Origin of the sequence: Luteibacter sp. OK325 (genome assembly GCF_003050935.1) — a bacterium.
In the GTDB taxonomy this organism is placed as follows: Bacteria; Pseudomonadota; Gammaproteobacteria; order Xanthomonadales; family Rhodanobacteraceae; genus Luteibacter.
Genome location: NZ_QAOX01000002.1, coordinates 718696 through 741958 on the forward strand (window position 1 = coordinate 718696; position 23263 = coordinate 741958).

Sequence of the window (23263 nt, forward strand, 5' to 3'; positions counted from 1 at the left end):
AACCAAACCTAACTGGATGCGAAGACTCGATCAGCGCTACGCGCCCGCACTCAGATGGCTGATGCTGTTCATCCTCGTCACCGTGCCGGCGAGCTGGGCGTATCACCTCGGCGTGGTGCGCACTCCCCTTCGCCACGATGTGACGATCGATGTCGCCGCTGACGTCGTTGTCTGGACGGCCGCCGCGATTTCCCTCTGGCTCATACAGAAGGGTCACGTCCGTCGCGCAACGACCCTTTTCGTGGGCGCCATGTTGATCGCGCTGACGACGATGTACGTGAGCATCGGGCTGACGCGGCAGTTGCTCGACCAGACCTATCCGGTGCTCACCATCGTGCTTGGCGGCCTTGTGCTGGGGCGACGCGCACTCTGGACCATCTATGGGCTGCTTACCCTCATGTTCTGCGCAGGTGGCATCGTCGATGTGATCAATCTGACACAGGCCGCCTATGCTCGCCCGTGGATAGGTGCCGCCAACCTGCCGTCGCTGATGATGAGCTACTTCGCCATCACCTTCGTCGTCGACCGCTGCGTCTCCGCCTTGCGCGACGAGATGCACGCACGGGAACAGGCGCAGGAAGGCCTGCTCCACGCCCAGAAGATGGAAACGGTCGGACGCCTTGCCAGCGGGGTCGCACACGACTTCAACAATGTCCTTGCCGTCATCTCCGGTTACGCCGAGCAGATGCGGACCACACCCGCCCCCGGGCCCATGAAAGACGCCGTGCAGGGCATCGCCCTTGCCGCGCGGCGCGGCGCAGCTGTGAGCCGCAAGCTCCTGACCTTCAGTCGACGCGAAGCCATACGCCCCGAGGTGGTCGACATCGTTGCAGCTTGGGAGGAAGCCGCACCCATGTTGCGACAGTTGTTCGTCGACACGCATGTCGTTTCGTTCGACCAAGGCCTACCGCATCCGGCCCATGTACTCATCGACCGTGCGCAGTTCGAACTCTCGCTGCTCAACATCGCCGCCAATGCGCGCGACGCGATGCCCGGAGGCGGCCGCTTCGAGGCGACGCTACGGCAATGGCAGGACGGAGGCGTCGACGGCGTCGCTGTCGAGCTTCGCGATACCGGCTCAGGCATGAGCGAAGCAGTCCGCCAGCGCATCTTCGAGCCCTATTTCACCACCAAGCCCATCGGCGCCGGGACGGGCCTCGGCCTCGCCGTCGTTCGCGACGCCTTCATGGCAAGTGGTGGCTGGGTGCAGGTCGACAGCGTTCCAGGCGAGGGCTCGTCTTTTCGGCTCTGGCTTCCCATGGTCGACAGCATGCACGACGGGAGCAGAAAACAGGCGCCTGAGACCCGGCCAGAAAGAGCACCGCGCGTGCTGGTGGTCGAAGACGACGAGGAACTCCGGGCGCTTCTTATGGATGCGTTCGACGATGCCGGCTGTGTCGCCATCGGCAAGGCGACGGGCGAGGAAGCCACCGTGTTACTCGACGACCCTGGCTACACGTTCGATGTCGTCGTCAGTGACTGCCATGCGCCGGGGAATCCGGATGGCCAACTCGCATGGCTGGAAACCACCCAACTGCCGGTCGTCCTTATCTCGGCCCATGGCGCTGCAGAAGCCGAACGCCTGCAGCGCTTCGGTGTGGACATCCACTGCCTGCCCAAGCCTTTTGTGCCCACGGTGCTGGTCGATACCGTCCGTCGCCTGGTGCGCCGACCTCAGGTCATCATGACGTAACCGGTGCCCCTCACGGTGCGAAGTGGCAGGGCCTCGCCGGTGGCATCGGCAATCTTGCTGCGCAGACGGTGGACCATCATCTCGAGGCGGTGCGGATCGAAATCGTAGATGTCCTCTGACAATGCCGCGGCCATGTCGGCACGAGGAACAACCGCCCCCGGCACCTCCATCAGCAGGCCGAGCACCTTGCGCTCGGCCACATTGAGCGCGATGCGCCTGCCGTTCGGGGCAACGAGGCACCAGCCTCCGACGGTGAGCTGCCAGACGTTATCGACAAGTGGCTCGGGACGAAGGCGACGAAGCACACTGTGCAAAGTAGCAACGAGCTCGTCGAGGTCGACCGGTTTGGCCAGATAGGCGTCCGCACCCTCGTTGAGGCCGCGCACCCGGTCGGTCGTCGCATCGCGGCTGGTGAGCATCACGATACCGATTCGCATCGTGCGGTGAAGCTCGCGCGCCAGTTCAAAACCGTTTGCATCCGGCAAGCCGACGTCGAGGATCACGATGTCATACGGGGCCTTCTGCATCGCACCCCTGAGTGCCGCGGCAGAGCCGAACCCATCACAGTGGAAGCCGTGGGCAAGCAGCCACGGCATGAGAATGTCATCGCGAAGGGCGTCATCGTCTTCGACGAGCGCGATATGGGGCGGTGTCACGGGTATAGGCATCGGGCATGGATAACCATCCAACCCGGGCATGTCAACCAGTCAACGCCGTTTTACCCAACACATAGCGCTCGATCGCGACGGCAACGCCGTCCTCGTTGTTGCTGGTGGTCACATGATCCGCCACAGCCTTGACGGCATCGATCGCATTACCCATGGCCACCGCGACCCCGGCGAACTCGAGCATCACCAGGTCGTTCTCCTGGTCGCCGATCGCCATGATCCGCTCCGGGGCAACGCCAAGATGCGCCGCCAACGTTTCGAGTGCCCTGCCCTTGCCGGCTTCCGGGTGAAGGATCTCGAGGAAATCGGCGGCGCTCTTCACCACCGTATAGCGCTGCATGAGTTCGGGCGGAAGGTTGGCGATGGCCCTGTCGAGGACAGCTTCGTCGTCCACCATCATGAACTTCCGGAAGCGCCATGCCGGATCTACCTGTTCCACGGAACGGTAGATCAACGGTGTGCGTGAGATGTACGCATCGCGCACCGTGTGCGAGCTGATGTCCGCATTCGGCGTCATCATGCTCCGCTCGTAGAGCACATGAAAATGCACGCCGAGGTCCCGTGCGACTTTCTCGCAGTAAATGAAATCGTCGTAGCCGAGCGTGGTTTCCGCCACAGATCTCGTGCCTGCGGCGTTTTGTATCACAGCGCCGTTGAACGTAATGCAGTAATCGTCCTCGCCAGCCAGGCCGAGTTGCTCCAGGTATTCCTCGATGCCTGAGAAGGGTCGCCCGGTCGCCAGGACAATGCGGACGCCCTGGGCGCGCACGGCGGCAATGGCCTTCTTCACCCGAGGCGAGATGGCGTGGTGGGAGTCAAGCAGCGTGCCGTCCATGTCGATGGCAATCAGGTCGATCATCGGAGGTGTTCGGTAGGGGGATGCGATATGTTACTGCATTGCACCAAATGCGCACGGAGCCCGAGCGGCTGGTCTCCAGAAATGTCGTGATGCTAAAGAGGTTGGCTGCAAGCCATCGCATCGGAGCGCGGGAGCACCGCCGAGCGCTGCAGATGGCCCTCACCCCATAAGCGCACCGATTCAATGATCGGCAGCAACGTCTGCCCGTAGGGTGTCAGCTGGTAGATCACCGGCGCAGGGACCGCGCCGGTCGGCGTCCGATCGACGATGCCATCGGCTTCGAGTTCGCGCAGCTGTTCCGTCAGCACCTTATGGGAAATGGGTGCGGCGCGCCGCTCTAGCCCCGCGAAATGCAGCTCGCCATGTGCAAGCCAATACAGGATCGTCAGTTTCCACTTGCCACCGATCGCCCCGAAGGCCGCCGAAAGCGGACAACCTTCGATCTGGGCATGGTTACCTGTAGGTGCCTTCTTGTTCATGGTCCCCTCGCCATCGCATCCTTCCCGCATCTCGCCGAACGGGACAAGACAATGCTGAACACCCTGCAACACCGCTCCAGCAGTGCGTTCCTCTGGGTGGCGTTGCTGACTATGGTCGCCCTGGCCATGCCTTCGCAAGCCTCCCCCAGCGTTGGCCCGGTGGACGGGCAGCACGACTTCGACTGGGAGATTGGCACCTGGAAGACCGAGCTGCGCCGGCTTGCAAAGCCGCTGTCCGGGTCAAGCGAATGGGTCGAATACAGCGGAACCACGGTCGTGCGAAAAGTTCTGGACGGCCGTGCGAACCTGGTCGAGTTGCGGGTGAAAGGCCCCTCCGGGCAGATCGAGGGCATGAGCCTGCGTCTCTACAACCCACAGACCAGGCAGTGGAGCCTGAACTTCGCAAGCGCGCGCAATGGCGTCATGACCGAGCCTGTGTATGGCGGATTTCGGGATGGTCGCGGTGAGTTCTTCGGGCAGGACAGTCTCGATGGCCGGGCTATCTTCGTGCGGTTTGTCATCTCGAAGGTCACGGATGCCTCGTGGCGTTTTGAACAGTCTTACTCGGAGGATGGTGGGCGCACCTGGGAATTGAACTGGGTCGCGACCGATACTCGCGTCCCGGCCGATATGTGACGCACGTTCCAAGCCGCGCTCGCGTCGAGTGGCACGATGCTCTCCCCTCCCCCGAGCGACGCCCCCCATGATCCGCGCTCCGTACACACGATTCATTGCATCGGCAGCCCTTGCACTCGCTGCCTGTAACACGCACGCCACAAATGTCCTCGACCCATGGGTAGGAACCTGGGGCGTAGCTCCGCAGTCCTACACGGGTGATGGCGCTCCCACTGGCAAGACCCTACGCCAGATCGTGCATACCAGCATCGCCGGCACGGCCCTGCGCATCACGGTGTCGAATCTCTATGGCAACGGGCCGTTGACCTTGTCGAACGTTCACGGTGCACTCGCCACGACAGGTTCTACCGTCGATGCTGGCACGGACCACGTCCTGACCTTCAACGGTCTCTCCTCAGTCACGCTTGCACCCGGTCAGGCGATCACCAGCGACGGCATCGACTTCCCTGTTCCGGCCCTAGGCAACGTGGCCGTGAGTTTCTTCGTTGCCCAGGCGCCGTCCACTTTCACGGGACATTCCTTCAGCCAGCAGGATCGCTATGTGGCCGACGGCGATGTCGCGGGCAACCCGACCATCAATGCGACTGCTATCGGCGACTATGAGTTCCTGACCAATGTCGACGTGCAGAGCCAGACGACCCGTGGTGCGGTCGTGGCGATCGGTGCATCGATCACCGATGGTTACGCGTCGACCTATGGGGCCAACCATCGCTGGCCGAACCGGCTCGCCGAGCGCCTGCAAGCTGCCGGTATCGATGTCGGTGTCATCAATGAAGGCATCAGCGGAAACAACCTCTTTGCGGATGGCTCCGGCGAGAGCGGGCTCAAACGCTTTGGCCGCGATGCCCTGGGTCAGGCAGGCGTTCGTTGGGTGATCTTCTCCGACGATCCGCTGAACGACCTCGGCAGCGGCAATCCCCAGGCGACGGTACCGGGCGTGATCGCGGCGATGCAGTCACTCATCGACAGCACACATGCCAAGGGAGTCCGCTTCGCCTGCTCGACGCTCACCCCGTGGGAGGGATCCTCGAGCTGGACCGCCGCGCGTGAAATCGTGCGCCAGGGCATCAATGCCTGGATCAAGGGTCCGGATTCCACCTGCGACGCGGTCGTCGATCAGGATGCGGCCACGCATGACCCGGCACGTCCCACAGCGTTCCTGCCCGCCTATGACTCCGGTGACCACCTTCATCCCAATGATGCGGGTTACGTCGCCATTGCCGGCGCCGTGAATCTCGCACTGTTTACCCCCGTCAGCCTGGCGACGGTAACGGCACCGACCGGCTGCGGTGCTTTCCAACCCGGTAATGGGCTGAAGCCCGGCCAGACGCTTCAATCCTGCGACGGGCGCTTCACGCTCCTCCTTCAGAACGACGGCAACCTGGTTCTCTATAAGGGTTCGTCGCAGCCGCTCTGGTCCACTGGCACCGTCAACCAGGACAGCGCGCAGCTCGAGCTGACGCCGTCGGGTGACTTCGTGCTCTACGGCGAACTCGGTGAATCGCTGTGGCGATCGGGCAACGCGGGCCAGACGGCGGCGCAGGCGTTCTTGCAGGGCGACGGAAACCTCGTCATCTACGGGCCGACATCGGCTGTGTGGGCGTCGAATACGGCGGGTCAATGAAGGCTTCGCCGATCAGGTCGCGAGTCTATGGCTGCGGCGTGACGGTCGGTTTTCCATCCACCAGCTCAAACCGAAACGCATAGTCGAGACTGAAGGGCGCATTTTTACGTTTCTGGGACATGTTTCCCCGGGCATCCTCGACGTCCTCAACCACCGTCATCGGCGTGAACTGCCAGCGGAGGACCGCTTCCCGGCAGGCGGCGAAGAAGGCTGCGTGGGACGGCGTCGAGGCCACATCCAGATCTCTGACATCGGTGACGTGGCCCTGTTCGTCGATGATCGCTTTCACGTGAATGCTGACTGGCGGAAGCTGCTGGCCGACCATGGACGCCGGATAGACCGGCGCATCGCGAGCGATGGGCTGCGCCCCAAAAGCGTGTTCGCTGTGTTTGAGCTGGTAAGCCCCCGACGAAGCCGTCGGAACAACGCTGTAACTGACAGCACCGGCTTTATCGGGAGTTTGTCCCTTCACGGGAGGGGACGTAGCGGTTTGGCAGCCCGTTAGCGCGAGGAAACCCCCGAGCAACATGCACCCAAAGAAGACGCTAACGGAAGTCGAACCCTGCTCACGCAACTGGTTGCCCTGAAGCATTTTCTATCCCCATGTTGACCGATGTGGAATGGCAGCCCGAGGGCCGGCGTCCGGCCTGGCACACCGGTGCATCCTAGCCGTATTTCTGTGGGGTCAGAAACTTGATCTGATGGCGAACCCCAGGGAGCGCCGTGCTGCACCAGCTACCCGGACATGTGATGATCCGACCGCCGGATCTGCCGCGAAAGCTGGCCAGGGGTATCCGGCCCACCTTCTCTGTCGATCCTAGGCGCTGGAACCATCCGGGGACTCTTCATGCGTTTGCTCTTGGTTCTGGCAGGAATGGCTATCGGGTTTATAGCGGCTCCCATCTGGGCGCAGACGCCCGACCTCTCGCCCCTGGCAACCCAACTCGAAAAAGTCCGCCACTCCCACGGCATAAACGAGGAGCGCGATGCCGGACCCGAGTTCACGCCGGTGAAACAGGCATTGCGCGCATGGGTGGAGCAGCAGCTACCTCCGGCACCCGGCACGAGCATGCCGGATGGCACGACCTACTACCTGGCGTCCGACGACTTGACGCCGCTGAGTGCGCGGCTGAACCAGACACTGGATGCGGCCAGACTGACTTGCGGCCGACCGGACTCGAAGGAGTACAGGTGTGGTGCCGATCCCACGCGCACGGAGGACCAGCGGGGGTATCTCGACGAGGTCCGCATCGCCCGCCTCGACGATCGCTACCTTCTGGTGGTGACAGGTGTGGGCATGAACTGCGGTTTCGACCAGTCGGCTTATGTCTACGAACAGGGGCCGGATCACCATTGGCGCCTGCTGATCAGTATCGAGCAGGACCGCTATGGCAAGGACGAATACAAGCCCCAGCATTTTCTCTCGCTCGCGACATCCCCTTCGGACACGGCATGGAACGAACCTGCACCGCCGCCCCTCGTGGTTACGCTCGGCTACTCGCCCTGGTGTTCATCGAACTGGCAAGTCCTTTACACGACACTGTGGCAGGCATCCAGGAGCACGACGACCCCGCCCGCTCTGATAGATCGGGAGGATTCGCTCTATATGGGCGATGACTTTGTTGCCGCAGCGCACCTGGCGAACAACGACCTGCTTGTGCAGTTCATGGGCTCCAGCATCGACGGCATTGCGCTGGTCCGGCCGCATATCCTCCATTATCGAATCGGGCCGAATCATGTAGTCACGCGTATTGCGCCTGCCGCCCTCGACCCTCAGGCCTTCGTCGATGAGTGGATGACCACTCCCTGGGCGGACGCATCCCGCTGGTTACCTCCATCCGCCGAGAGAACCGCATTGGCAAAGTTGCACGCCGAAGAGAGACGCGGCCCCCTCACCGGTGAGGTCGACGGCCCTCCCACGCGTTGCCGCAAGTCCACGTCCCTGTGGCAGGTGACCTTCAATGAGGACACCGATGGGAATCTCGTACCGCGGTATTTCAAGGTCCAGTGGACGGCCCCGTACGACTTCAACCTGGTTGCCTCTTCCACCAAACCCTTTCCGGGCTGTGACGAGAAGGCGGCGCCCCAATCGACCGTAGGGACGTTGTTTCCGCGTCAGGGGTGGACGCCGTGAGTCGCCGTGAAGGAGACAAACTCAGGAGCCATTCATATACTGATGAGTATAGTTATTCCCAAGGCAGCCGAGAGGCGCCCGGTCCCAGGCATTTAGCGGTTCCCCTGCCGCATTGCATTGACGGATTACTCCAGAAGAGCCCACGGCCCCCTCCGTGGGCTTTTTCTCGTCTCACGATCCCTGCCCCTTATCCTGCCCCTCAAAGAGCTAGGCGGTTCTTGCCGCATTTTCACGTGTGAATTAGACGCCTTCGGCGACTTTCTGGACGACCTGGCAGCAGCGGCTGCCGCCAAGGTACTCGGCGTCATCGAGAAGCTGGAGAAGGGCCATAAGAGCGGTTTGAAGCCCTTGGGCGAGGGCCTGGCGGAATGGCGCATTGATTGGGGGCCAGGTATTCGGCACGATGACGATGACGAGGACGGGAAGAACGAACACCACGACGATGACGGTAGACCCGCGGGTGCGCATCATTGCGCGCCTGCGCCGCGATCCAGATTTTGCGATGGCCACGGTGGGCGAAGCTGTCGAAATGCTGGCCGATGGCCATGCGTCGGACGAGGTCGCCTGTGCTCATCGCTCAACCTGCACGCGAACCGCCAACAGCTTCAGCCCCCGATGAATACCAACCTTGATGGCTGATTCCGATAAGCCACTGCATCGGGCCGCCTCTGCCACGGAGAGGCCCTGCAGTTTCACCAGCTCGATCGGCACGCGATGACGATCAGGCAAGGCCTCAAGCAAGCCGGCCACATCCCGGCGAGCATCTGCCGCTTCTACATCCGACTTGCCGAAATGTAACTCGTCATCGACCACCTCATGCAATGCCTCGCGCCGGGCATGGCGACGAAAGAAGTCCATGAGCTTGTAACGAGCGATAGCCCTCGCCCAGGTGGTTAACGGCCGGTTGCTTTGGTAGGTGTGCAGCGCGTCATGCACAGCCAGCAGAGTCTCCTGAAGAATATCTTCGACATCATCGAGACGATGCGGAAGTCGCCGGCGAAGGAAGGTGCGCAGATGCCCGGACAGCCCATCGAGGAACTGGCAATACACGAAGGCATCGCCAGCCAGCCCGAAGAGCAGTTGCCGCTTTAACCTGGCCTCTAGGGACCCATAAGAGTCCTGGAGCGAAGGCACCGCCATACCGTCGTCTCTCGACCACCTTACTTTCTTAGTACGGGGTAGCCCTGAACATAGATCCAGTCGGTGTCTTTGGCCGGAACGTGGCAGCCCTGGCAGTCGGTGTGATAGTCGGTGGATGTGGTTTTCTTGGTGTCCCCAGCGTCAAACCACGACCAGCCCCAACCATCTCCCCAAAGTTTGTTGCCCGGATGACTGTTCTTTTCATCCTTGATCATCACGAACCACCCCATCAGCTTCTCCGAGTGGCTGACAATTCCAGTGGTCATCGGCGCCGTCCCGGTCTCGTAGACTTCCTTTACCAGCACATCACCATCCGAGAACTTGCCGTTCTTCTTGTAGCCATCGACCGCCTTGGGCGACGCATAGACTGAATGAATCTGGGCCGCGCCATCTTTTCCCTTGGGCGCCGCGACGGACCAGGAGCCAAGGTAGTCGTATGAGGTTCGATAGCCCTCCGGCACATGCAGGGCACCGGAGGCGTCCGCAATCGATGCCGGAGCAGCGGCGACCTTCTCCTTGGCGTTGACGGGCGCAACGAGCGTGGCGATGGACAGGGCAAGCGACGCCATCGCGACGGATACTTTCCGGATCATCGGGGGTTCCTCTGAGTTAAAGGTGCGTGTTCGTACAGCCCGGCGAGATTGCCAGCCATCGTGGGAAGAGCAACTGGACCCCGACATGGGAGCGACGTCCTCGTTATCACCCCTAGTGAACCCGCGATCGCCCATCCGGGATAGCCCCGAACGAGTCTACGTATCGGCGTTCGTTCTCAATCGCCCGCGCGAGCCAGTGCGTAGTCGCCACCCGTATCGACAGCACGCCGATAGGCCGGACGCGCTTGCAGGAGACGAATCCACGTATCCAGCGCCGGATAGTCGTTACGATCGACCAGAAGCGCTGCCACTTCGGCCACGAAGCTCATTTGAACATCGGCCGCGGTGAACAACTCGCCCAACAGGAACGGGCCGTCTTGCAGCGACGTATCGATGTAGCTCAGGTGAAGATGAAGCTCGGACGCGACGAGATTCTTCAGAGGCTGCCACTTACGGTCGAGCCTGTTCACCGTACCTTTCATGATCAGTGGCAGCGACGCCGAGCCTTCGGCGTAGTGCAACCAGTGGACATACTGATCGTAGTCGTCGGTTTCCGGGGCGGGCGTCAGACGTCCCTTCCCGTGCCGACGAATGATGTAGTCGATGATCGCCCCCGACTCGGCAATGGTTCTGCCGTCATCCGTCACGATGGGCGACTTCCCCAGTGGATGAATCGCCTTGAGCGACTCGGGAGCCATCCCTGTCCTGGCGTCACGCTCATAATGCTGGATTCGGTACGGCACGCCGAGCTCTTCGAGAAGCCAGGCGATTCGGTGCGATCGGGAGTTATTGAGGTGATGGACAGTCAACATCAGCTGGCTCCGTTCATGAAACCTATCCCATGACCGTAAAGTCGATCGCCGCAAGCGCTTCGTTCCGCGCGCGGGTCGCCTGGTCAGGGTCGAGAAAAGCGGTGGCCTGCACGGCGAGGAAATGCAGGGTCTTCAAACCCATGCTACCCAGCACCACCGACAGATACGGCGTAAGAAAATCGGGCTGATTGGCACGCTCGCCGCTAAAGACGCCACCGGAAGCGATGCCGATAAATACCGGGCGATCCTGGAGCATGCCCACCTTCCCTGCCGGCGTCGACATGAACGTGCGACCGGCGCGCAGCACCTGGTCGATCCACGCCTTGAAAACCGACGGAACGGTCAAGTTGTTCATGGGCGTCCCGATGACAACCACGTCGGCCGCCTCGATCTCCTGAATAAGCACTTCGGAAAGGTCCAGAGAGCCCTTCGGTGGTGCTGCCAGGGTAGCTGGCGTCGACAGAGCGGTCGCGTAGTCGGGCGAAGCATGCGGCAGTGGTGCGGTGCCGAGGTCTCGCCGGCAGATGCTCGCGCCGGGCGTGGCCTCGAGAAGCATCTTGACGATGGCCGCTGAAAGATCGCGGCTGTGCGATCCCGGACGCGGGCTGCAGTCGATATGGAGAATATTCATGCCAAATCCATCTCCATGGTCAGATCGATCCCGCCGGTGTAACGGCGGGATAATCCTTCTCGGGATCGAACACGTTGTTGAGGAAGTTCGTCAGCGAGTACACGGCCACCAGCGCAACGATTTCCATGAGATTCGCATCCGTGTAGCCGGCATCGCGGACGGCCTGCAGATCGGCGTCACCGACCTGGCCACGATGCTCGATGACTTTCCGTGCAAACTGGACAGCCGCATCCCGCTTCGGGTCGCTTGCATGGCCCTTCCGGGCGAGAATGATTTCGTCGGCCGGCAGCTTCGCCATGCTGGCTGCAAGGCTATGAACCGCCAGGCAGTAGTTGCAGCCATTCACCTCGGACACCGCGAGGCTGATGACTTCCCGCGTCTTCACGTCGAGCGCCCTGTTCAACGCCCCGCGAAGGGTCGCCCAGGCGTTGAATGCGATCGGACTCTGCGCAAAGGTCGCCAGCATGTTCGGCGTGAACCCGATGCTCCTGGTGAACATATCGAGAGCCGGCTTCGAATCCGCCGGCACGTGCTCCGGACTCAGCGCAGTAGTCCTGGGCATGTCAGATCGCCCCAGCCGGCGTAACGGCGGGAAAATCCTTCTCGTGATCGAACACGTTATTGAAGAAGTTCGTCAGCGAGTACATGGCCACCAGTGCGACGATCTCCATGATATTCGCGTCCGTGTAGCCGGCATCGCGGACAGCCTTCAGATCCGCGTCACCGACGTTGCCGCGAGTCTCGATGACTTTCTTCGCAAACTGGACCGCGGCGTCCCGCTTCGGTTCGGTCGCATGCCCCTTCCGGGCCAGAATGATTTCATCGGCCGGCAGCTTGGCCATGTGTTCGGCGGTAAAGCTGTGAACGGTCAGGCAGTAATTACAGCCATTCACCTCGGACACGGCAAGGCCGATGCTGTCACGCGTCTTCACGTCGAGCGCCTTGCTCATGGAGCCGAGCAGCGTGGCCCACGCGTTGAACGCGATCGGGCTTTTTGCGAAGGCGGTCATCATGTTTGGCGTGAACCCGATGTTCTTGGTGAATGCATCGAGCGTCGACTTGGATTCGGCCGGCACCTGGTCCGGGGTCAGAGCGGTAATTCGTGACATCGTAGTTATCCTGGTATCAGTGATTTGATGAACGCTTAAACGAGATTGAGCACTTCGGTAATCGGGCGGCGCGGCTTCTGTGCCCAGTTTCCCGAGCGCTCCGTGCCGATGGACAGCAACATGACCGGTACTTCGTCCTTCGTGAGGCCGAACTCGCGGTGTACCGCTTCATCATCGAAACCGATCATCGGCGTCGAACCCAGGCCCATCGAGCGGGCGGCGTAGATCATCGCCGCGGCACCGAACGTGGCGGTGCGTACGGCCTCGTCGCGCTGACGCTGCGGGTACGCCATGTATAGATCGCGTGCGGGGATTTCCCATTCCTGAACCATCGTTTCCGGCATGACACCAGACGCCACCAGGGGAGCAAGGCGATCCGGAATGACACTGGAATCGGCCAGCTGGCCGCAGACGATGAAGGTGACAGCCGCGTCCGTGATGGCCGGCTGACTCCAGGCGATGGGACTCAACCGGGCCTTGGCCTCAGGCGAGCGAACGGCGATGAAGCGCCAGTTCTGCAGGTGAAAGGAGGTCGGCGCGGTGGTGCCGATTCGCACGAGCTCGCGGATATCGTCGTCACTCAAGGTGGCGGCAGGATCGTAGTACTTGGCGGCGGTGCGACTGAGGATGGTTTCGATGACGGCGTTATTCATGATGATTCCGATAGGTAAAGGGAGTACGTAGCGCTACGAGAGCACTTGCTTCTGTTCTTTCAGTGATAGACGCACCGAGGTACGGTGCCGGCCTTCCGGCGATTAACGAATGCGGATGACCGTCTTGCCTTTGCGTCGCTCGGTCGAGTTGAAGGTGGCGATGGCGTTGTCGAGGTTCGAAACGTCGCCGATGTTCGTCCGCAGTCGTCCGTCTCGAACGCGCTCGACAATCTCACTCAGCTGGGCGCGATCGGCCTCAACAACGAAATCGATCACCCGGCAGCCATCAGGCAGGTCCTCGTACGGTCCGATGACGGACACCAGCGTTCCTCCGGATCGAAGCAGGCGCGCCGATCGTTTCCCGACATCGCCACCGATGACATCAAACACAAGGTCAACGCTGCCGATGTCTTCCAGCGACTCGTTGCCCAGGTCGACGAACTCGTGTGCGCCGAAGTCAAGCGCGGCCTGGCGGTCAGCGGCACGTCCGGTGCCGATCACGTAAGCGCCGAACTCCCGGGCGAGTTGCGCCACCATCGACCCGACCGCGCCGGCTGCGCCGTGCGCAATCACCCGCTGTCCCGCCTGAAGGCGGCCGTGCACGAACAGGCCCTGCCATGCTGTCAGCCCCGAAATCGGTAAGCTCGCACCCACCGTGAAGTCGACATCGTTCGGCAGCGGAGCGAGGTTGCGTGCCTCGATGGCTGTGTACTCCGCGAGGGTGCCGTCGCGATACCAGTCCGCAAGGCCGACCACCCGCTGTCCGATCGAGAACCCCGTCGTGCCGTAGCCAATAGCGGTAACCACGCCAGCAAGCTCGTGCCCGAGGATCGCCGGCGTCCTGTCGCGGTCGAGCCGATCGGTCCAGGTCGAAGGCCACTCCGCCTCGGTGTTGACGAAGCCCGACGCATGCACCTGAACAACGACATCATTGATCGCCGCTTGCGGTTCGGTCCGCTCCATCAGTTTCATCCCGGCCGCTCCCGCAGCCTGGTCGGTTACCACGATCGCTTTCATCGGAATGGGCTCCTCGGTTTGTCGATGCTCTTCAGCATGGGTCGTTCTCGGCGGCGTTGGCTCGATGAAGAGTGTCCGCCGGAACGCCGTGCAGAGGATCCGGCAGTGGAATCCGTTCTTCCACTAACCGTCGACCGCCCTCGACCCGCCCCGACTAAGCGGTAGACGAACGGTATTCCGACGGGTCCATGCCAAAGACCTTGCGAAAGGCGCGGGCAAAGCTGCTGCGGCTTTCATACCCTGTGTTGCGGACGACCTGTTCGATGGGAACCTGCCCTGTCTGAAGCTGCTCGGCTGCCTGACGCATCCTCAGGTCGCGCAACACGTTCATTGGCGGCTGGCCTACCACGTCGGTAAACCGCGCCATGAAAGCCGATCGCCCCAGGTACGCACTTTGGGCTAATGAATTGACGGTATGCGGTGCGCCAGGATTGCTCGCCATCTCGGCGAAAGCACGGGCGATCTGAGGGTCGCGCAGGAGCGAGAACCGCTCCACCCAGACGTTGTTGGAATGCAACGAGCGACGAAGAATGTTGACGATGACCAGCTTGAGTAGCGCCGAGCTCATGGCACCCGAGCCGACCTCCTGGGTGACCAGCTCGCCAATGGCACTCTTGAGCATCGTGTCCAGCCGATCGACTTCGGAGAACTGTTCCACGATCGGCGTGGTCAGCGTGCCGAACAGGTTCACCGCCGAGCCATAACAGGCGTCGAAGTACCCACAGATGAGCATCACCTCCGGATCGCCTTCTCCAGCGACGATATGGAGGATCGAGTCTTTCGACACGGCAACCAGCAGGCCGTCGACGGTGCGCAGGTTCTGCATCCCTCGGTGGAAGCCATCCGCCTCGATGCGGAACGGCGCATTCGGTGGAACGATGACCAGGGTGTGGGGCTTGAGTTCGATGGGCGGGCTTCCCTTGATCACCAGGCGCCCGCTACCGCGGATGTTGTAATGGATACCCGGGGCGTTGATGCTCCCCATCTCAAGGCAGTAACCCTCGCTGACCAGGCACTCGGCGAGGGCAACGAAGCTCACCTCAAGACTCTTCAGGAGTCGGTTGAGGTCTTGAGGCGAAATACGTACGGCGGGTCCTGTCAGCACTGCGTCACCCCAAAAAGATCGCTGATCGATGAAGTGCAGGCAGCCGCCCTCTGGCTGTGCGCCTGATAAGGTCGCTCGGCCAGAGGGTCGGCAGTGGCACTAAGATATTTAGCCAATTGCGGCCGTCTGTCCAGAATTCTAGAGTCTCACTCCAGTGTTGGACTAACGGACTCCGGCGACGGACTCAGCGCGTGGTCCGGTCGTCCGAAACGCCTCTGTTTTCGCAGGCTTCCTTCATTAGCCGCATGTGAGTGCCTCTTCCAATGGCTGTGTCGAGCATGTCGGTTCCCTGAATCAATCGTGTCTCAATGTCCGATCCGCGCGCCATCGTCAGGTGGACCGGGCAGCGCATGGCCACGTCCAGCAAGGCGTGGACCTGGACCGCGGTCAACGCCCCGACCATGTGGATCTCTTTAAGAAAGCGATCCTTCGATGCCAGGGCGGGTCGACCGTGACTGACCCGCACCACCAGCCGCTCCAGGGGCCATTCGCGCTCGGTGGCGTAACAGCGCATCGTCAACAGTGAACACGAACCCAAAGACGCGCTCAGCAGATCGAACGGCGTGGGTCCTGACCCAAGCCCGCCCGTACCGAAAGGCTCGTCCACCATGAAGGTGGACGACGCCGATCGAACGACGACCTGATAAGGCCCGTACCTTCCTTCGCCCATGTGGACCGACTCCGCGTCCGTGTCTCTCATTACTGTCGTCTCGGTCAGTGAGGTTTTCACAAGACGAACTGTAAGGAAGGCTCCGCGATCCCGGGTCCTGCAGCTGCGTCCAATAATCCGAAGATGCGCTCAAGACAGGCGACGCCACGTGTGTATCGCGGTGCGCATCCATACGGATGATTTAGACGATGTCTCGGATGATCGGTCGCCAAACCGCCAGCAAGATGGGCCGTAAGCCCATCTCCCCCGTGCCCCATGACGATATCTCTCGCAACAAGCCTCCTTCCCGACCTCGCAAGCCCCGGCCGTATTCGTACCGGCATGGGGGGCTGGGTATTCGCGCCCTGGCGCGGCGTGTTCTATCCGGACCATCTCGTGCAGAAACGCGAGCTGGCGTACGCCAGCCGACAGGTCGCGTCGATCGAGATCAACAGCACGTATTACCGCGCACCCGAAGTGGCGACGTACCGAAAATGGGCGGCGGAAACGCCGGAGGGATTCATCTTCTCGGTCAAGGCGCCGCGCCATATCGTGCAGACGAAAAAGCTCGCGGCCGAGGGCGATCAGATCAAGCGCTTCGTCGAGGGTGCCAGCGCCCTGGGCGACCGGCTCGGCCCGGTCGTCTGGCAGCTCCTGGCCACGCGTCCGTTCGATGCCGACGACATGGCCGCCTTCCTCGACCTTCTGCCCGAAGAGGCCAATGGAGTGCCGTTGCGGCACGCAGTCGAGGTGCGCAACAAGAGCTTCATGGACGAGCGCTGGCTGCAACTGGCTCGGGACCGCGGTGTGGCCACCGTGTTCACCGACTCGCCGGAACACCCCTCCTTCGCTGATCTGACGGGACCCTTCGTCTACGCACGCCTGATGCGCAGTCGCGCGACTGAAACGAACGGGTATCCCGCGGAGGAACTGAAGGGCTGGGCGAAGCGCGCCGCGACATGGGCCTCCGGTGGCGATCCGCTCGGCCTTCCCCACGTAAGCGACGCGCAGCCGAACGGCGCCCCCAGGGACGTCTTCGTCTATTTCATCTCGGCGGCGAAGGAGCGCAACCCCTCGGCCGCCATCGCGCTCGGCAAGCGCGTCGATAATGCCTGATCACCCCGGCACCGATCACGGATGCCTGGTTCAACCATTCAGGCCAGCAGAGCGGATGAACAGTTCGAACCAATGCTCTTTACCCTTCGCGTCGTGGTACTTGCGAAGCTCGGGGATGAGTTCATTTTCCTCGCACCACGCGGCGAAGGTCTTCCAGGCCGCGTTGTAGGGATGGGTCGGATTGCGGATGTCGTATCCCGGCGTCCAGCGAAACGTCTGCAGAATCAGCGCGATGGTCGCGTTCTGACCCGCGCCCAGCTGTACCGGTTTGATTTCCGCGCCGGCCAGGATACGCGTCGTGAACTGCGTTTTCGCCGTGTCGAAGAACTCCAGCACCTGCCGGAGATCCTGCTGCGCACAAGGCCCTTGCTGGTCCGCCAGGAGTTCGAGGTCACGCATGCAGTCGGCTTTCGCACAGCGCTCGGTCACGCGAAGCATTGCGCCTAATGTTGCGCTCATACAGAGAGTTCCGTTGGAATGGCACTGAAAGCGGACGGCCCGATACGCGAGCCGCCCGCACGTTATTTGACGGTCTGCTCCCAGCCGCCACCCAGAGTCCGGATCAGGTTCACCGTGGAAGTGGCTTGAACGCCGCGTAGCCGGACCGCGGTCAGGCGGCCTTGAAGGACCACCCGTTCCGTGTCGATGACATTGATATAGGCCGCGGAACCGTCTTCGTATTGCGTCTTCGACAGCTCGGCCGCGCGAGCAGATGCCGCCACCTCGTCGCCCTGGACGCGCGTCTGGTTTTCCAGGATACGCAGGTTGACCAGATTGTCTTCCACCTCCTGGAACGCCACCAGCACCTGTTGGCGGTATCTGGCTACGCTTTCGTCGTAGCGCGCCTTGGCGTTCGCGAGATTTCCCTTGCGCACGCCTCCGTCAAAAATGGGCATGCTCGCGGCAGTGCCTACAAGCGGCCCAAGTAGGAAGCTCCGGCTCGACCACTTGAACAAATCACTGAACGCCGACGATTCATAACCGCCCGTTCCCGTCAGGACCAACGACGGAAAGTAAGCGGCGCGGGCCACACCGATACGGGCGTTCTCGGCCGCCATCGCGCGTTCCGCCGCAGCAATGTCGGGCCGGCGTTCGAGCAGCGACGACGGCATCCCCGGCGGAATGGCCACCGCCACCGGCTCCAGGGGCCTGGGCGCGACGGCAAACTCCGAAGGTGGCTTGCCGAGCAGGACCGCCAGCGCGTGCTCCGAGGCAGCGCGTTGACGCTCCAGGGTCATCGCGTCCGAGGTGGCCGAGGCCAGTTCCGCTTTCGCTTGCGCCCATTCAAGGTCGCTCACCTCACCCGCTTCAGCGCGGTGCTGCACGAAAGTGAGCGCTTCGGTTCGAAGCTCCACGGCACGGCGATAGACTGCCTGCTCCGCGTCGAGCTCGCGCAGGTTGAAGTAGTTCTGTGCCACATCGGCCTGCAGGGCCAACTGAACCGAACGGAACAAGGCTTCACTTTGCTGCGTGTCCGCGTGGGCCGCGCGCACGGTGGAGGCCACGCGACCGAACAGATCCACTTCGTAGGAGATATTCGCTTGCGCCCGCCAGACGGTCTGCGCGTCCGGACGCTGAGCGCTCGCCGGAACACCCAACGAACCTGATGCGTTCTGTTGACGCGAAGGACCAAATCCCGCCGCTACGTTCGGAAAGCGGGCCGCACCCGTTACGCCCTCGATCGCTCGCGCTTCCTGCACGCGCGCCGCAGCCGCCGCAAGTTTCTGGTTGGCGGCAAGCGCCTGACCCTCCAGATCATCCAGCTGGCTGTCCTTGAAGACCTTCCACCACTCGCCGCGGGCGGCACCGTCTGCGGGCATGGCGGTCTGCCAGGTGCCAACTTCTGCGGGGGTCAGCGCTTCCTTGAACGCGGAAGACTGGGGCGCGGACGGCACGCCGTACTTCGGGGCCAGCGAGCAACCGCTCGCGCCAGCCAACAGAAATCCGCCGCAGATCATCATCGCGAGGGTCTTCATGGTGCGCTCCCCGGGCCTGCATCCTCGATGCCGATGACGCGACCATTCTTCCCGTGCTTGTCCTCGAGACGGTGACCACCGGCCAGGCGTCGCAGCAGCACATAGAACACCGGCGTGAGCATCAGGCCGAAGAAGGTAACGCCGAGCATGCCGAAGAACACCGCGATGCCCATGGCATGACGCATTTCGGAACCCGCCCCCGATGACAGGACCAGTGGCAATACACCCATGATGAACGCAATCGATGTCATCAGGATGGGACGCAGACGAAGCCGGCTAGCTTCAATCGCTGCCTCGACGATCGAGCGTCCTTGAATCTCCAGCTCCCGCGCAAACTCGACAATCAGGATCGCGTTCTTCGACGCCAGTCCCACCAATACCATCAGCCCCACCTGGGTGAAGATGTTGTTGTCGCCGTTGTCCAGCCAGACGCCAGCCAAGGCACAGAGCAGGCTCATCGGCACGATCAGGATCACCGCCAACGGAAGGGTCAGGCTCTCGTAGAGCGCCGCAAGGGTCAGGTAGACCAACAGGAGGCTCACCGGGAACACCACCAGCGAGGCGTTGCCGGCAATGATCTGCTGGTAGGTCAGGTCGGTCCATTCCAGCTTGAAGCCTCGGGGCAACACTTCAGCCGCAATACGCTCCACGGCCGCCTGCGCCTGCCCCGACGAATACCCCGGAGCCGGGCCGCCGTTCACGTCGGCGGCCAGATAGCCGTTGTAGCGCACCACTGATTCCGGGCCGAAGGTCGTCGACACCTTGACCAGTGACGCCAGCGGAATCATTTCGCCGGCTGCGTTACGCGTCTTCAATAATCCGATATCTTCAGGATGCGCGCGGAACGGCGCATCGGCCTGCACACGCACCTGGAAGACACGACCGAAGCGGTTGAAGTCGTTGACGTACTGGGAACCGAGATACACCTGCATGGTGTTGAAGACATCCGTCACGGCCACACCCAACTGCTTGGCGTTGTCGCGGTCGAGGTCCACCTTCAATTGCGGTACGTCGATCTGATAGTTGGAGAACGTGGGCCCGAGCTCGGGGGTCTTCGCCGCCTTCGCCAGGAACGCCTTCAAGGCATCGTTGAGCGCCGTGTAGCCCTGCGCTCCACGGTCTTCAATCTGGAACTTGAAACCGCCGAGGGTGCCCAGGCCGAGCACGGGCGGTGGCGGAAACACCGCGATGAACGCACCTTTTATGCTGGCGTACTTCTGGTTCAATGCCGCGGCGATCGCAGCCGCCGACTCAGCGTCACCGTGACGCTCCTTGAATGGCTTGAGCTTGATGAACATGACCACGGCGCTTGATGAATTCACGAACCCGTTAACCGACAAACCGGGATGCTGCACGGCGTGTTCGACACCGGGTTGCTTCAGTCCGATATCGCCCATCTCTCGAGTGATAGCCTCGGTGCGGTCCAACGACGCGCCGTTCGGAAGCTGGGCAATCGCAATGATGTATTCCTTATCCTGCGCCGGCACGAAGCCCCCGGGCACGATGTGGCCGAACAACGCCGCCGCGCCAAGCAAGAGCAGGTACACCAGCACCGTGCCACCCTTGTGGTGGATGACCCGGGTGACGGTACGACCGTAGCGTTCCGAACCATTCCGGAAAACCCGATTGAATCCAGTAAAGAATCCGCCCAGCCCCTTGTCCATGACCCGGGTGAGCCAGTCGCGGGGCTCGTCCCGGCCCTTGAGCAAGAGGGCTGCCAGCGCCGGTGACAACGTGAGCGAATTGAACGCGGAGATCACCGTGGAAATAGCGATGGTCATGGCGAACTGCTTGTAGAACTGACCGGTCAGACCCGACATGAAAGCCAAAGGGACGAATACCGCCACCAGCGTCAGCGCGATGGCGATGATGGGCCCGCTCACTTCGCTCATCGCCTGGTACGTCGCGTCCCGCGCCGATAACCCGGATTCGATGTTGCGCTCGACGTTCTCCACCACCACGATCGCATCGTCGACCACGATGCCGATCGCCAACACCATGCCAAAGAGCGACAGCGCATTGATGGAATAGCCCAGCACCAGCAAGAGCGAGAATGTACCCACGATCGAGACGGGAACGGCCAGCAGAGGAATCAGCGATGCTCGCCAGGTCTGCAGAAACAGGATCACGACCAGCACCACCAGCGTGATCGCCTCGATGAGCGTATGCACCACGGCCTCGATGCTGGAGCGAACGAAGGTGGTCGGGTCGTACACAATGCTGTACTCGACGCCCGGCGGCATGTCGGTCTTGAGGTCCTTCATCGCCTCGCGGACGTCGTGTGAGACCTGAAGCGAGTTCGCTCCCGGAAGCTGGAAGATCCAGATTGCGGCCGCCTGCTTGTTGTCCAATAGCGCCCGGGAGCCAAATTCGGCGGCACCCAGCTCGACGCGCGCAACGTCCCGCAGGTGCGTAAGCGCGCCGTTCTGACTCTTGAGCACGATGTCGCGGAACTCGTCCTCCGACTGCAGGCGTCCCTTGGCGTTGATGCTCAGCTGGAGGGGAACCGCCCCCTCCATGGGTGCCCCGCCGATGACGCCCGCAGCCACCTGGACATTCTGTTCCCGGATGGCAGCGACGACATCTGCGGCACTGAGGTTGCGCTCGGCCAGCTTGCGAGGGTCCAGCCAAACGCGCATGGCGTAGTCGCCCGCGCCTTTGATGACCACCTGGCCGATGCCGGTGATTCGCTTCAGCCGTTCCTGTACGTTGATCAGCGCATAGTTGCGCAGGTAGGTCTGGTCATAGCGATTGTCGGGCGAGATCAGATGCACCGCGAGGGTCAGCGTGGGTGACGATTTGATCGTCGTCACGCCGAGCAGCTGCACATCCGGCGGTAGTCGCGGCAGTGCCTGCGAGACGCGATTCTGAACGAGCTGCTGGGCCTTGTCCGGGTCGGTGCCCAGACGGAAGGTTACCGTCAAGGCCATGTTGCCGTCGCTGCTGGCCTGGGACTGCATGTAGAGCATGCCTTCCACGCCGTTGATCTGCTCCTCGAGCGGCGAAGCCACCGTGTCTGCCAGCACCTTCGGGTTGGCGCCCGGGTAGGAGGCATACACCACCACCGATGGCGGAACGACTTCCGGGTACTCGGAAATCGGCAACTGAAAGACCGCTATTACGCCCGCCAGCAGGATGAGCGTCGAGAGTACCCCCGCAAAAATCGGCCTATCGACGAAGAAGCGGGAGATGTTCACGGCGTCTCACCCGTCATGGGGACCACGCTGGCTTTGACCGTGTCCCCGGGATGAACCCGCTGCAAGCCATTCACGATGATCTTCTCGCCCGGCTTCAGGCCGGAATCCACCACGCGCAGTCCGTCGACCATCGTGCCGGGGAAGATTTCCCGATACTGGGCACTGCCCTTCCCGTCCAGCACCAGGACAAACTTCTTCGCCTGGTCCGTAGAGATGGCGCGATCGTCAATCAGAACGGCCGGGTGAGCCGCTCCGCCGCCGACGGCGACACGTGCGAACATCCCCGGGAGCAGCGTGCCGTCCGCATTGGCGAATGTCGCACGCACCCGAATCGTGCCCGTCGTGCTATTCAACTGGTTGTCGACCGAAGCGATCTTGCCTATACGCGAGAAACCCGCTTCATTGACCAGACCGAGCCGAACCGGCACGTCGCGGCCGCCTGCGCGGCTCAGATACTTCAGATAGGTCTGTTCGTCCATATCGAAGCCCGCGTAGATCGGGTCTATCGATACGAGCGTGGTCAGCGGCACCGAACTAAGTCCCGCAGCCACGATGTTGCCCACCGTTTGCTCGGCACGGGACATGCGACCATCCACCGGCGCCACCATCTTCGTGTAGCCGAGGTTGACCTTCGCATCCTCGAGGGCGGCTTCTGCCGCCTTTACATTGGCTGTGGCTTCCAGGGCGCCGTTGGCGCGATCGTCAAAATCACGTTTCGAGATAGCGTTGCCCGACAGCAGCTTCTGGGCACGCGCAAAGTCATCGGAGGTGAACTTCTGCCGGGCGCGAGCCGCGGCCAACTGCGCGGCGGCGCGATCGACAGCGGCGGAGTACGTGCGGGGATCGATCAGAAATAGTGAATCGCCCTTCTTAACCGCCTGCCCGTCCTTGAAGTAGACGGCCATGATGGTGCCCGGGACCTGGGCACGGATGTCGACGTGATCGACAGCCTGCAACCGACCCGAGTAGTCCTGCCAGTCGGTGATCGATCTGTCGATAACAACCGCTACATCAACGGCGGGCCCACCGCTCGTTGGTGGCGCCGCTTGCTTACTGCAAGCGGCGACGGATATTGCCAGGGCGAAAGGCAGACCCCAGCTTACGGCCTTAAGGAAAGGACCAGGAACGATATTCATTGTTTATACCCTGCGGTGCGTCGCCGGCAGATGCGG

24 protein-coding genes are annotated in these 23263 nt (G+C 62.1%); 5 read left to right on the top strand and 19 right to left on the bottom strand.

Features of this window, described 5'->3' with window-relative positions:
* Window positions 1-16 precede the first annotated feature (16 nt).
* Window positions 17-1693, top strand: a complete 1677-nt coding sequence (locus C8J98_RS06970; RefSeq protein WP_158272632.1) for an ATP-binding protein — start codon at window positions 17-19, stop codon at window positions 1691-1693.
* On the opposite strand, the gene C8J98_RS06975 is transcribed toward C8J98_RS06970, so the two are convergent.
* The 3 genes from C8J98_RS06975 to C8J98_RS06985 form a co-directional block, all read right to left on the bottom strand.
* Window positions 1675-2349, bottom strand: a complete 675-nt coding sequence (locus tag C8J98_RS06975; protein WP_233260147.1) for a response regulator transcription factor — start codon at window positions 2347-2349, stop codon at window positions 1675-1677. The genes C8J98_RS06970 and C8J98_RS06975 overlap by 19 nt on opposite strands.
* 43 nt (window positions 2350-2392) lie before the next feature.
* Window positions 2393-3220 carry a sugar-phosphatase gene (yidA, locus tag C8J98_RS06980; protein WP_107912317.1) on the bottom strand — a complete coding sequence of 276 codons (828 nt, stop codon included), beginning with the start codon at window positions 3218-3220 and terminating at the stop codon, window positions 2393-2395.
* Window positions 3221-3312: 92 nt separating this feature from the next.
* Window positions 3313-3699 carry a helix-turn-helix domain-containing protein gene (locus C8J98_RS06985; protein ID WP_107912318.1) on the bottom strand — a complete coding sequence of 129 codons (387 nt, stop codon included), beginning with the start codon at window positions 3697-3699 and terminating at the stop codon, window positions 3313-3315.
* Between the two features lie 51 nt (window positions 3700-3750).
* On the opposite strand from C8J98_RS06985, the gene C8J98_RS06990 reads away from it, so the two are divergent.
* Both C8J98_RS06990 and C8J98_RS06995 read left to right on the top strand, forming a co-directional pair.
* The gene (locus tag C8J98_RS06990; RefSeq protein WP_107912319.1) at window positions 3751-4335 is read left to right on the top strand and encodes a hypothetical protein; all 585 of its coding nucleotides are present in this window, start codon (window positions 3751-3753) and stop codon (window positions 4333-4335) included.
* Window positions 4336-4402: 67 nt separating this feature from the next.
* Window positions 4403-5959 carry a GDSL-type esterase/lipase family protein gene (locus C8J98_RS06995; RefSeq protein ID WP_158272633.1) on the top strand — a complete coding sequence of 519 codons (1557 nt, stop codon included), beginning with the start codon at window positions 4403-4405 and terminating at the stop codon, window positions 5957-5959.
* 25 nt (window positions 5960-5984) lie between these two features.
* Here the strand turns inward: C8J98_RS06995 and C8J98_RS07000 are convergent, their stop codons facing one another.
* Entirely contained in the window at window positions 5985-6551 is a 567-nt protein-coding gene (locus tag C8J98_RS07000; protein WP_107912321.1) for an energy transducer TonB, read from the bottom strand.
* Between the two features lie 255 nt (window positions 6552-6806).
* On the opposite strand from C8J98_RS07000, the gene C8J98_RS07005 reads away from it, so the two are divergent.
* Window positions 6807-8093: a hypothetical protein gene (locus C8J98_RS07005; RefSeq protein WP_107912323.1), complete on the top strand. Its 1287-nt coding sequence runs from the start codon at window positions 6807-6809 to the stop codon at window positions 8091-8093.
* Between the two features lie 240 nt (window positions 8094-8333).
* Here the strand turns inward: C8J98_RS07005 and C8J98_RS07010 are convergent, their stop codons facing one another.
* The 11 genes from C8J98_RS07010 to C8J98_RS07060 all read right to left on the bottom strand — a co-directional run bounded on the left by C8J98_RS07010 (window position 8334) and on the right by C8J98_RS07060 (window position 15823).
* Window positions 8334-8564 carry a hypothetical protein gene (locus tag C8J98_RS07010; RefSeq protein ID WP_107912325.1) on the bottom strand — a complete coding sequence of 77 codons (231 nt, stop codon included), beginning with the start codon at window positions 8562-8564 and terminating at the stop codon, window positions 8334-8336.
* Between the two features lie 99 nt (window positions 8565-8663).
* Window positions 8664-9233, bottom strand: coding sequence for a sigma-70 family RNA polymerase sigma factor (locus C8J98_RS07015; protein WP_107912326.1), 570 nt, complete (start codon window positions 9231-9233; stop codon window positions 8664-8666).
* Window positions 9234-9253: 20 nt separating this feature from the next.
* The gene (locus tag C8J98_RS07020; RefSeq protein WP_107912328.1) at window positions 9254-9826 is read right to left on the bottom strand and encodes a cytochrome P460 family protein; all 573 of its coding nucleotides are present in this window, start codon (window positions 9824-9826) and stop codon (window positions 9254-9256) included.
* Between the two features lie 176 nt (window positions 9827-10002).
* Window positions 10003-10638: a glutathione S-transferase gene (locus tag C8J98_RS07025; RefSeq protein ID WP_107912330.1), complete on the bottom strand. Its 636-nt coding sequence runs from the start codon at window positions 10636-10638 to the stop codon at window positions 10003-10005.
* 22 nt (window positions 10639-10660) lie between these two features.
* Window positions 10661-11269 carry an NAD(P)H-dependent oxidoreductase gene (locus tag C8J98_RS07030; protein WP_107912332.1) on the bottom strand — a complete coding sequence of 203 codons (609 nt, stop codon included), beginning with the start codon at window positions 11267-11269 and terminating at the stop codon, window positions 10661-10663.
* 19 nt (window positions 11270-11288) lie between these two features.
* Window positions 11289-11831, bottom strand: coding sequence for a carboxymuconolactone decarboxylase family protein (locus C8J98_RS07035; RefSeq protein WP_107912334.1), 543 nt, complete (start codon window positions 11829-11831; stop codon window positions 11289-11291).
* 1 nt (window position 11832) lies between these two features.
* A complete protein-coding gene (locus C8J98_RS07040) occupies window positions 11833-12378 on the bottom strand; it encodes a peroxidase-related enzyme (RefSeq protein ID WP_107912336.1) in 546 nt (181 codons plus the stop codon).
* Between the two features lie 35 nt (window positions 12379-12413).
* The gene (locus C8J98_RS07045; RefSeq protein ID WP_107912338.1) at window positions 12414-13031 is read right to left on the bottom strand and encodes a nitroreductase family protein; all 618 of its coding nucleotides are present in this window, start codon (window positions 13029-13031) and stop codon (window positions 12414-12416) included.
* Between the two features lie 102 nt (window positions 13032-13133).
* Window positions 13134-14048 (bottom strand): NADP-dependent oxidoreductase, encoded by a 915-nt coding sequence (locus tag C8J98_RS07050; protein WP_107912339.1) that lies wholly within the window; start codon window positions 14046-14048, stop codon window positions 13134-13136.
* Between the two features lie 154 nt (window positions 14049-14202).
* Window positions 14203-15153 carry a helix-turn-helix domain-containing protein gene (locus tag C8J98_RS07055; RefSeq protein WP_107912341.1) on the bottom strand — a complete coding sequence of 317 codons (951 nt, stop codon included), beginning with the start codon at window positions 15151-15153 and terminating at the stop codon, window positions 14203-14205.
* 184 nt (window positions 15154-15337) lie between these two features.
* A complete protein-coding gene (locus C8J98_RS07060; RefSeq protein WP_158272634.1) occupies window positions 15338-15823 on the bottom strand; it encodes an OsmC family protein in 486 nt (161 codons plus the stop codon).
* 255 nt (window positions 15824-16078) lie between these two features.
* Here C8J98_RS07060 and C8J98_RS07065 point away from each other — a divergent pair, with 255 nt between their 5' ends.
* Window positions 16079-16918, top strand: coding sequence for a DUF72 domain-containing protein (locus C8J98_RS07065; protein WP_107912346.1), 840 nt, complete (start codon window positions 16079-16081; stop codon window positions 16916-16918).
* Between the two features lie 30 nt (window positions 16919-16948).
* On the opposite strand, the gene C8J98_RS07070 is transcribed toward C8J98_RS07065, so the two are convergent.
* From C8J98_RS07070 to C8J98_RS07085, 4 genes are all read right to left on the bottom strand, one after another.
* A complete protein-coding gene (locus C8J98_RS07070; RefSeq protein WP_146171574.1) occupies window positions 16949-17377 on the bottom strand; it encodes a hypothetical protein in 429 nt (142 codons plus the stop codon).
* Window positions 17378-17439: 62 nt separating this feature from the next.
* Window positions 17440-18894, bottom strand: coding sequence for an efflux transporter outer membrane subunit (locus tag C8J98_RS07075; RefSeq protein ID WP_107912350.1), 1455 nt, complete (start codon window positions 18892-18894; stop codon window positions 17440-17442).
* Window positions 18891-22091, bottom strand: a complete 3201-nt coding sequence (locus C8J98_RS07080; protein WP_107912351.1) for a multidrug efflux RND transporter permease subunit — start codon at window positions 22089-22091, stop codon at window positions 18891-18893. The genes C8J98_RS07075 and C8J98_RS07080 overlap by 4 nt, the downstream gene beginning before the upstream one ends.
* Window positions 22088-23227: an efflux RND transporter periplasmic adaptor subunit gene (locus C8J98_RS07085; protein ID WP_107912353.1), complete on the bottom strand. Its 1140-nt coding sequence runs from the start codon at window positions 23225-23227 to the stop codon at window positions 22088-22090. Before C8J98_RS07085 ends, C8J98_RS07080 begins: the two co-directional genes overlap by 4 nt.
* Between the last annotated feature and the right edge of the window lie 36 nt (window positions 23228-23263).

Excerpts from the sequence above, each read along its gene's own strand:
- C8J98_RS06970 (WP_158272632.1), top strand. The coding sequence starts at position 17 with ATGCGAAGACTCGATCAGCGCTACGCGCCCGCACTCAGATGGCTGATG.
- yidA (WP_107912317.1), bottom strand. The coding sequence starts at position 3,220 with ATGATCGACCTGATTGCCATCGACATGGACGGCACGCTGCTTGACTCC.
- C8J98_RS06985 (WP_107912318.1), bottom strand. The coding sequence starts at position 3,699 with ATGAACAAGAAGGCACCTACAGGTAACCATGCCCAGATCGAAGGTTGT.
- C8J98_RS06990 (WP_107912319.1), top strand. The coding sequence starts at position 3,751 with ATGCTGAACACCCTGCAACACCGCTCCAGCAGTGCGTTCCTCTGGGTG.
- C8J98_RS06995 (WP_158272633.1), top strand. The coding sequence starts at position 4,403 with ATGATCCGCGCTCCGTACACACGATTCATTGCATCGGCAGCCCTTGCA.
- C8J98_RS07000 (WP_107912321.1), bottom strand. The coding sequence starts at position 6,551 with ATGCTTCAGGGCAACCAGTTGCGTGAGCAGGGTTCGACTTCCGTTAGC.
- C8J98_RS07005 (WP_107912323.1), top strand. The coding sequence starts at position 6,807 with ATGCGTTTGCTCTTGGTTCTGGCAGGAATGGCTATCGGGTTTATAGCG.
- C8J98_RS07010 (WP_107912325.1), bottom strand. The coding sequence starts at position 8,564 with ATGATGCGCACCCGCGGGTCTACCGTCATCGTCGTGGTGTTCGTTCTT.
- C8J98_RS07015 (WP_107912326.1), bottom strand. The coding sequence starts at position 9,233 with ATGGCGGTGCCTTCGCTCCAGGACTCTTATGGGTCCCTAGAGGCCAGG.
- C8J98_RS07020 (WP_107912328.1), bottom strand. The coding sequence starts at position 9,826 with ATGATCCGGAAAGTATCCGTCGCGATGGCGTCGCTTGCCCTGTCCATC.
- C8J98_RS07025 (WP_107912330.1), bottom strand. The coding sequence starts at position 10,638 with ATGTTGACTGTCCATCACCTCAATAACTCCCGATCGCACCGAATCGCC.
- C8J98_RS07030 (WP_107912332.1), bottom strand. The coding sequence starts at position 11,269 with ATGAATATTCTCCATATCGACTGCAGCCCGCGTCCGGGATCGCACAGC.
- C8J98_RS07035 (WP_107912334.1), bottom strand. The coding sequence starts at position 11,831 with ATGCCCAGGACTACTGCGCTGAGTCCGGAGCACGTGCCGGCGGATTCG.
- C8J98_RS07040 (WP_107912336.1), bottom strand. The coding sequence starts at position 12,378 with ATGTCACGAATTACCGCTCTGACCCCGGACCAGGTGCCGGCCGAATCC.
- C8J98_RS07045 (WP_107912338.1), bottom strand. The coding sequence starts at position 13,031 with ATGAATAACGCCGTCATCGAAACCATCCTCAGTCGCACCGCCGCCAAG.
- C8J98_RS07050 (WP_107912339.1), bottom strand. The coding sequence starts at position 14,048 with ATGAAAGCGATCGTGGTAACCGACCAGGCTGCGGGAGCGGCCGGGATG.
- C8J98_RS07060 (WP_158272634.1), bottom strand. The coding sequence starts at position 15,823 with ATGGGCGAAGGAAGGTACGGGCCTTATCAGGTCGTCGTTCGATCGGCG.
- C8J98_RS07065 (WP_107912346.1), top strand. The coding sequence starts at position 16,079 with ATGACGATATCTCTCGCAACAAGCCTCCTTCCCGACCTCGCAAGCCCC.
- C8J98_RS07070 (WP_146171574.1), bottom strand. The coding sequence starts at position 17,377 with ATGAGCGCAACATTAGGCGCAATGCTTCGCGTGACCGAGCGCTGTGCG.
- C8J98_RS07075 (WP_107912350.1), bottom strand. The coding sequence starts at position 18,894 with ATGAAGACCCTCGCGATGATGATCTGCGGCGGATTTCTGTTGGCTGGC.
- C8J98_RS07085 (WP_107912353.1), bottom strand. The coding sequence starts at position 23,227 with ATGAATATCGTTCCTGGTCCTTTCCTTAAGGCCGTAAGCTGGGGTCTG.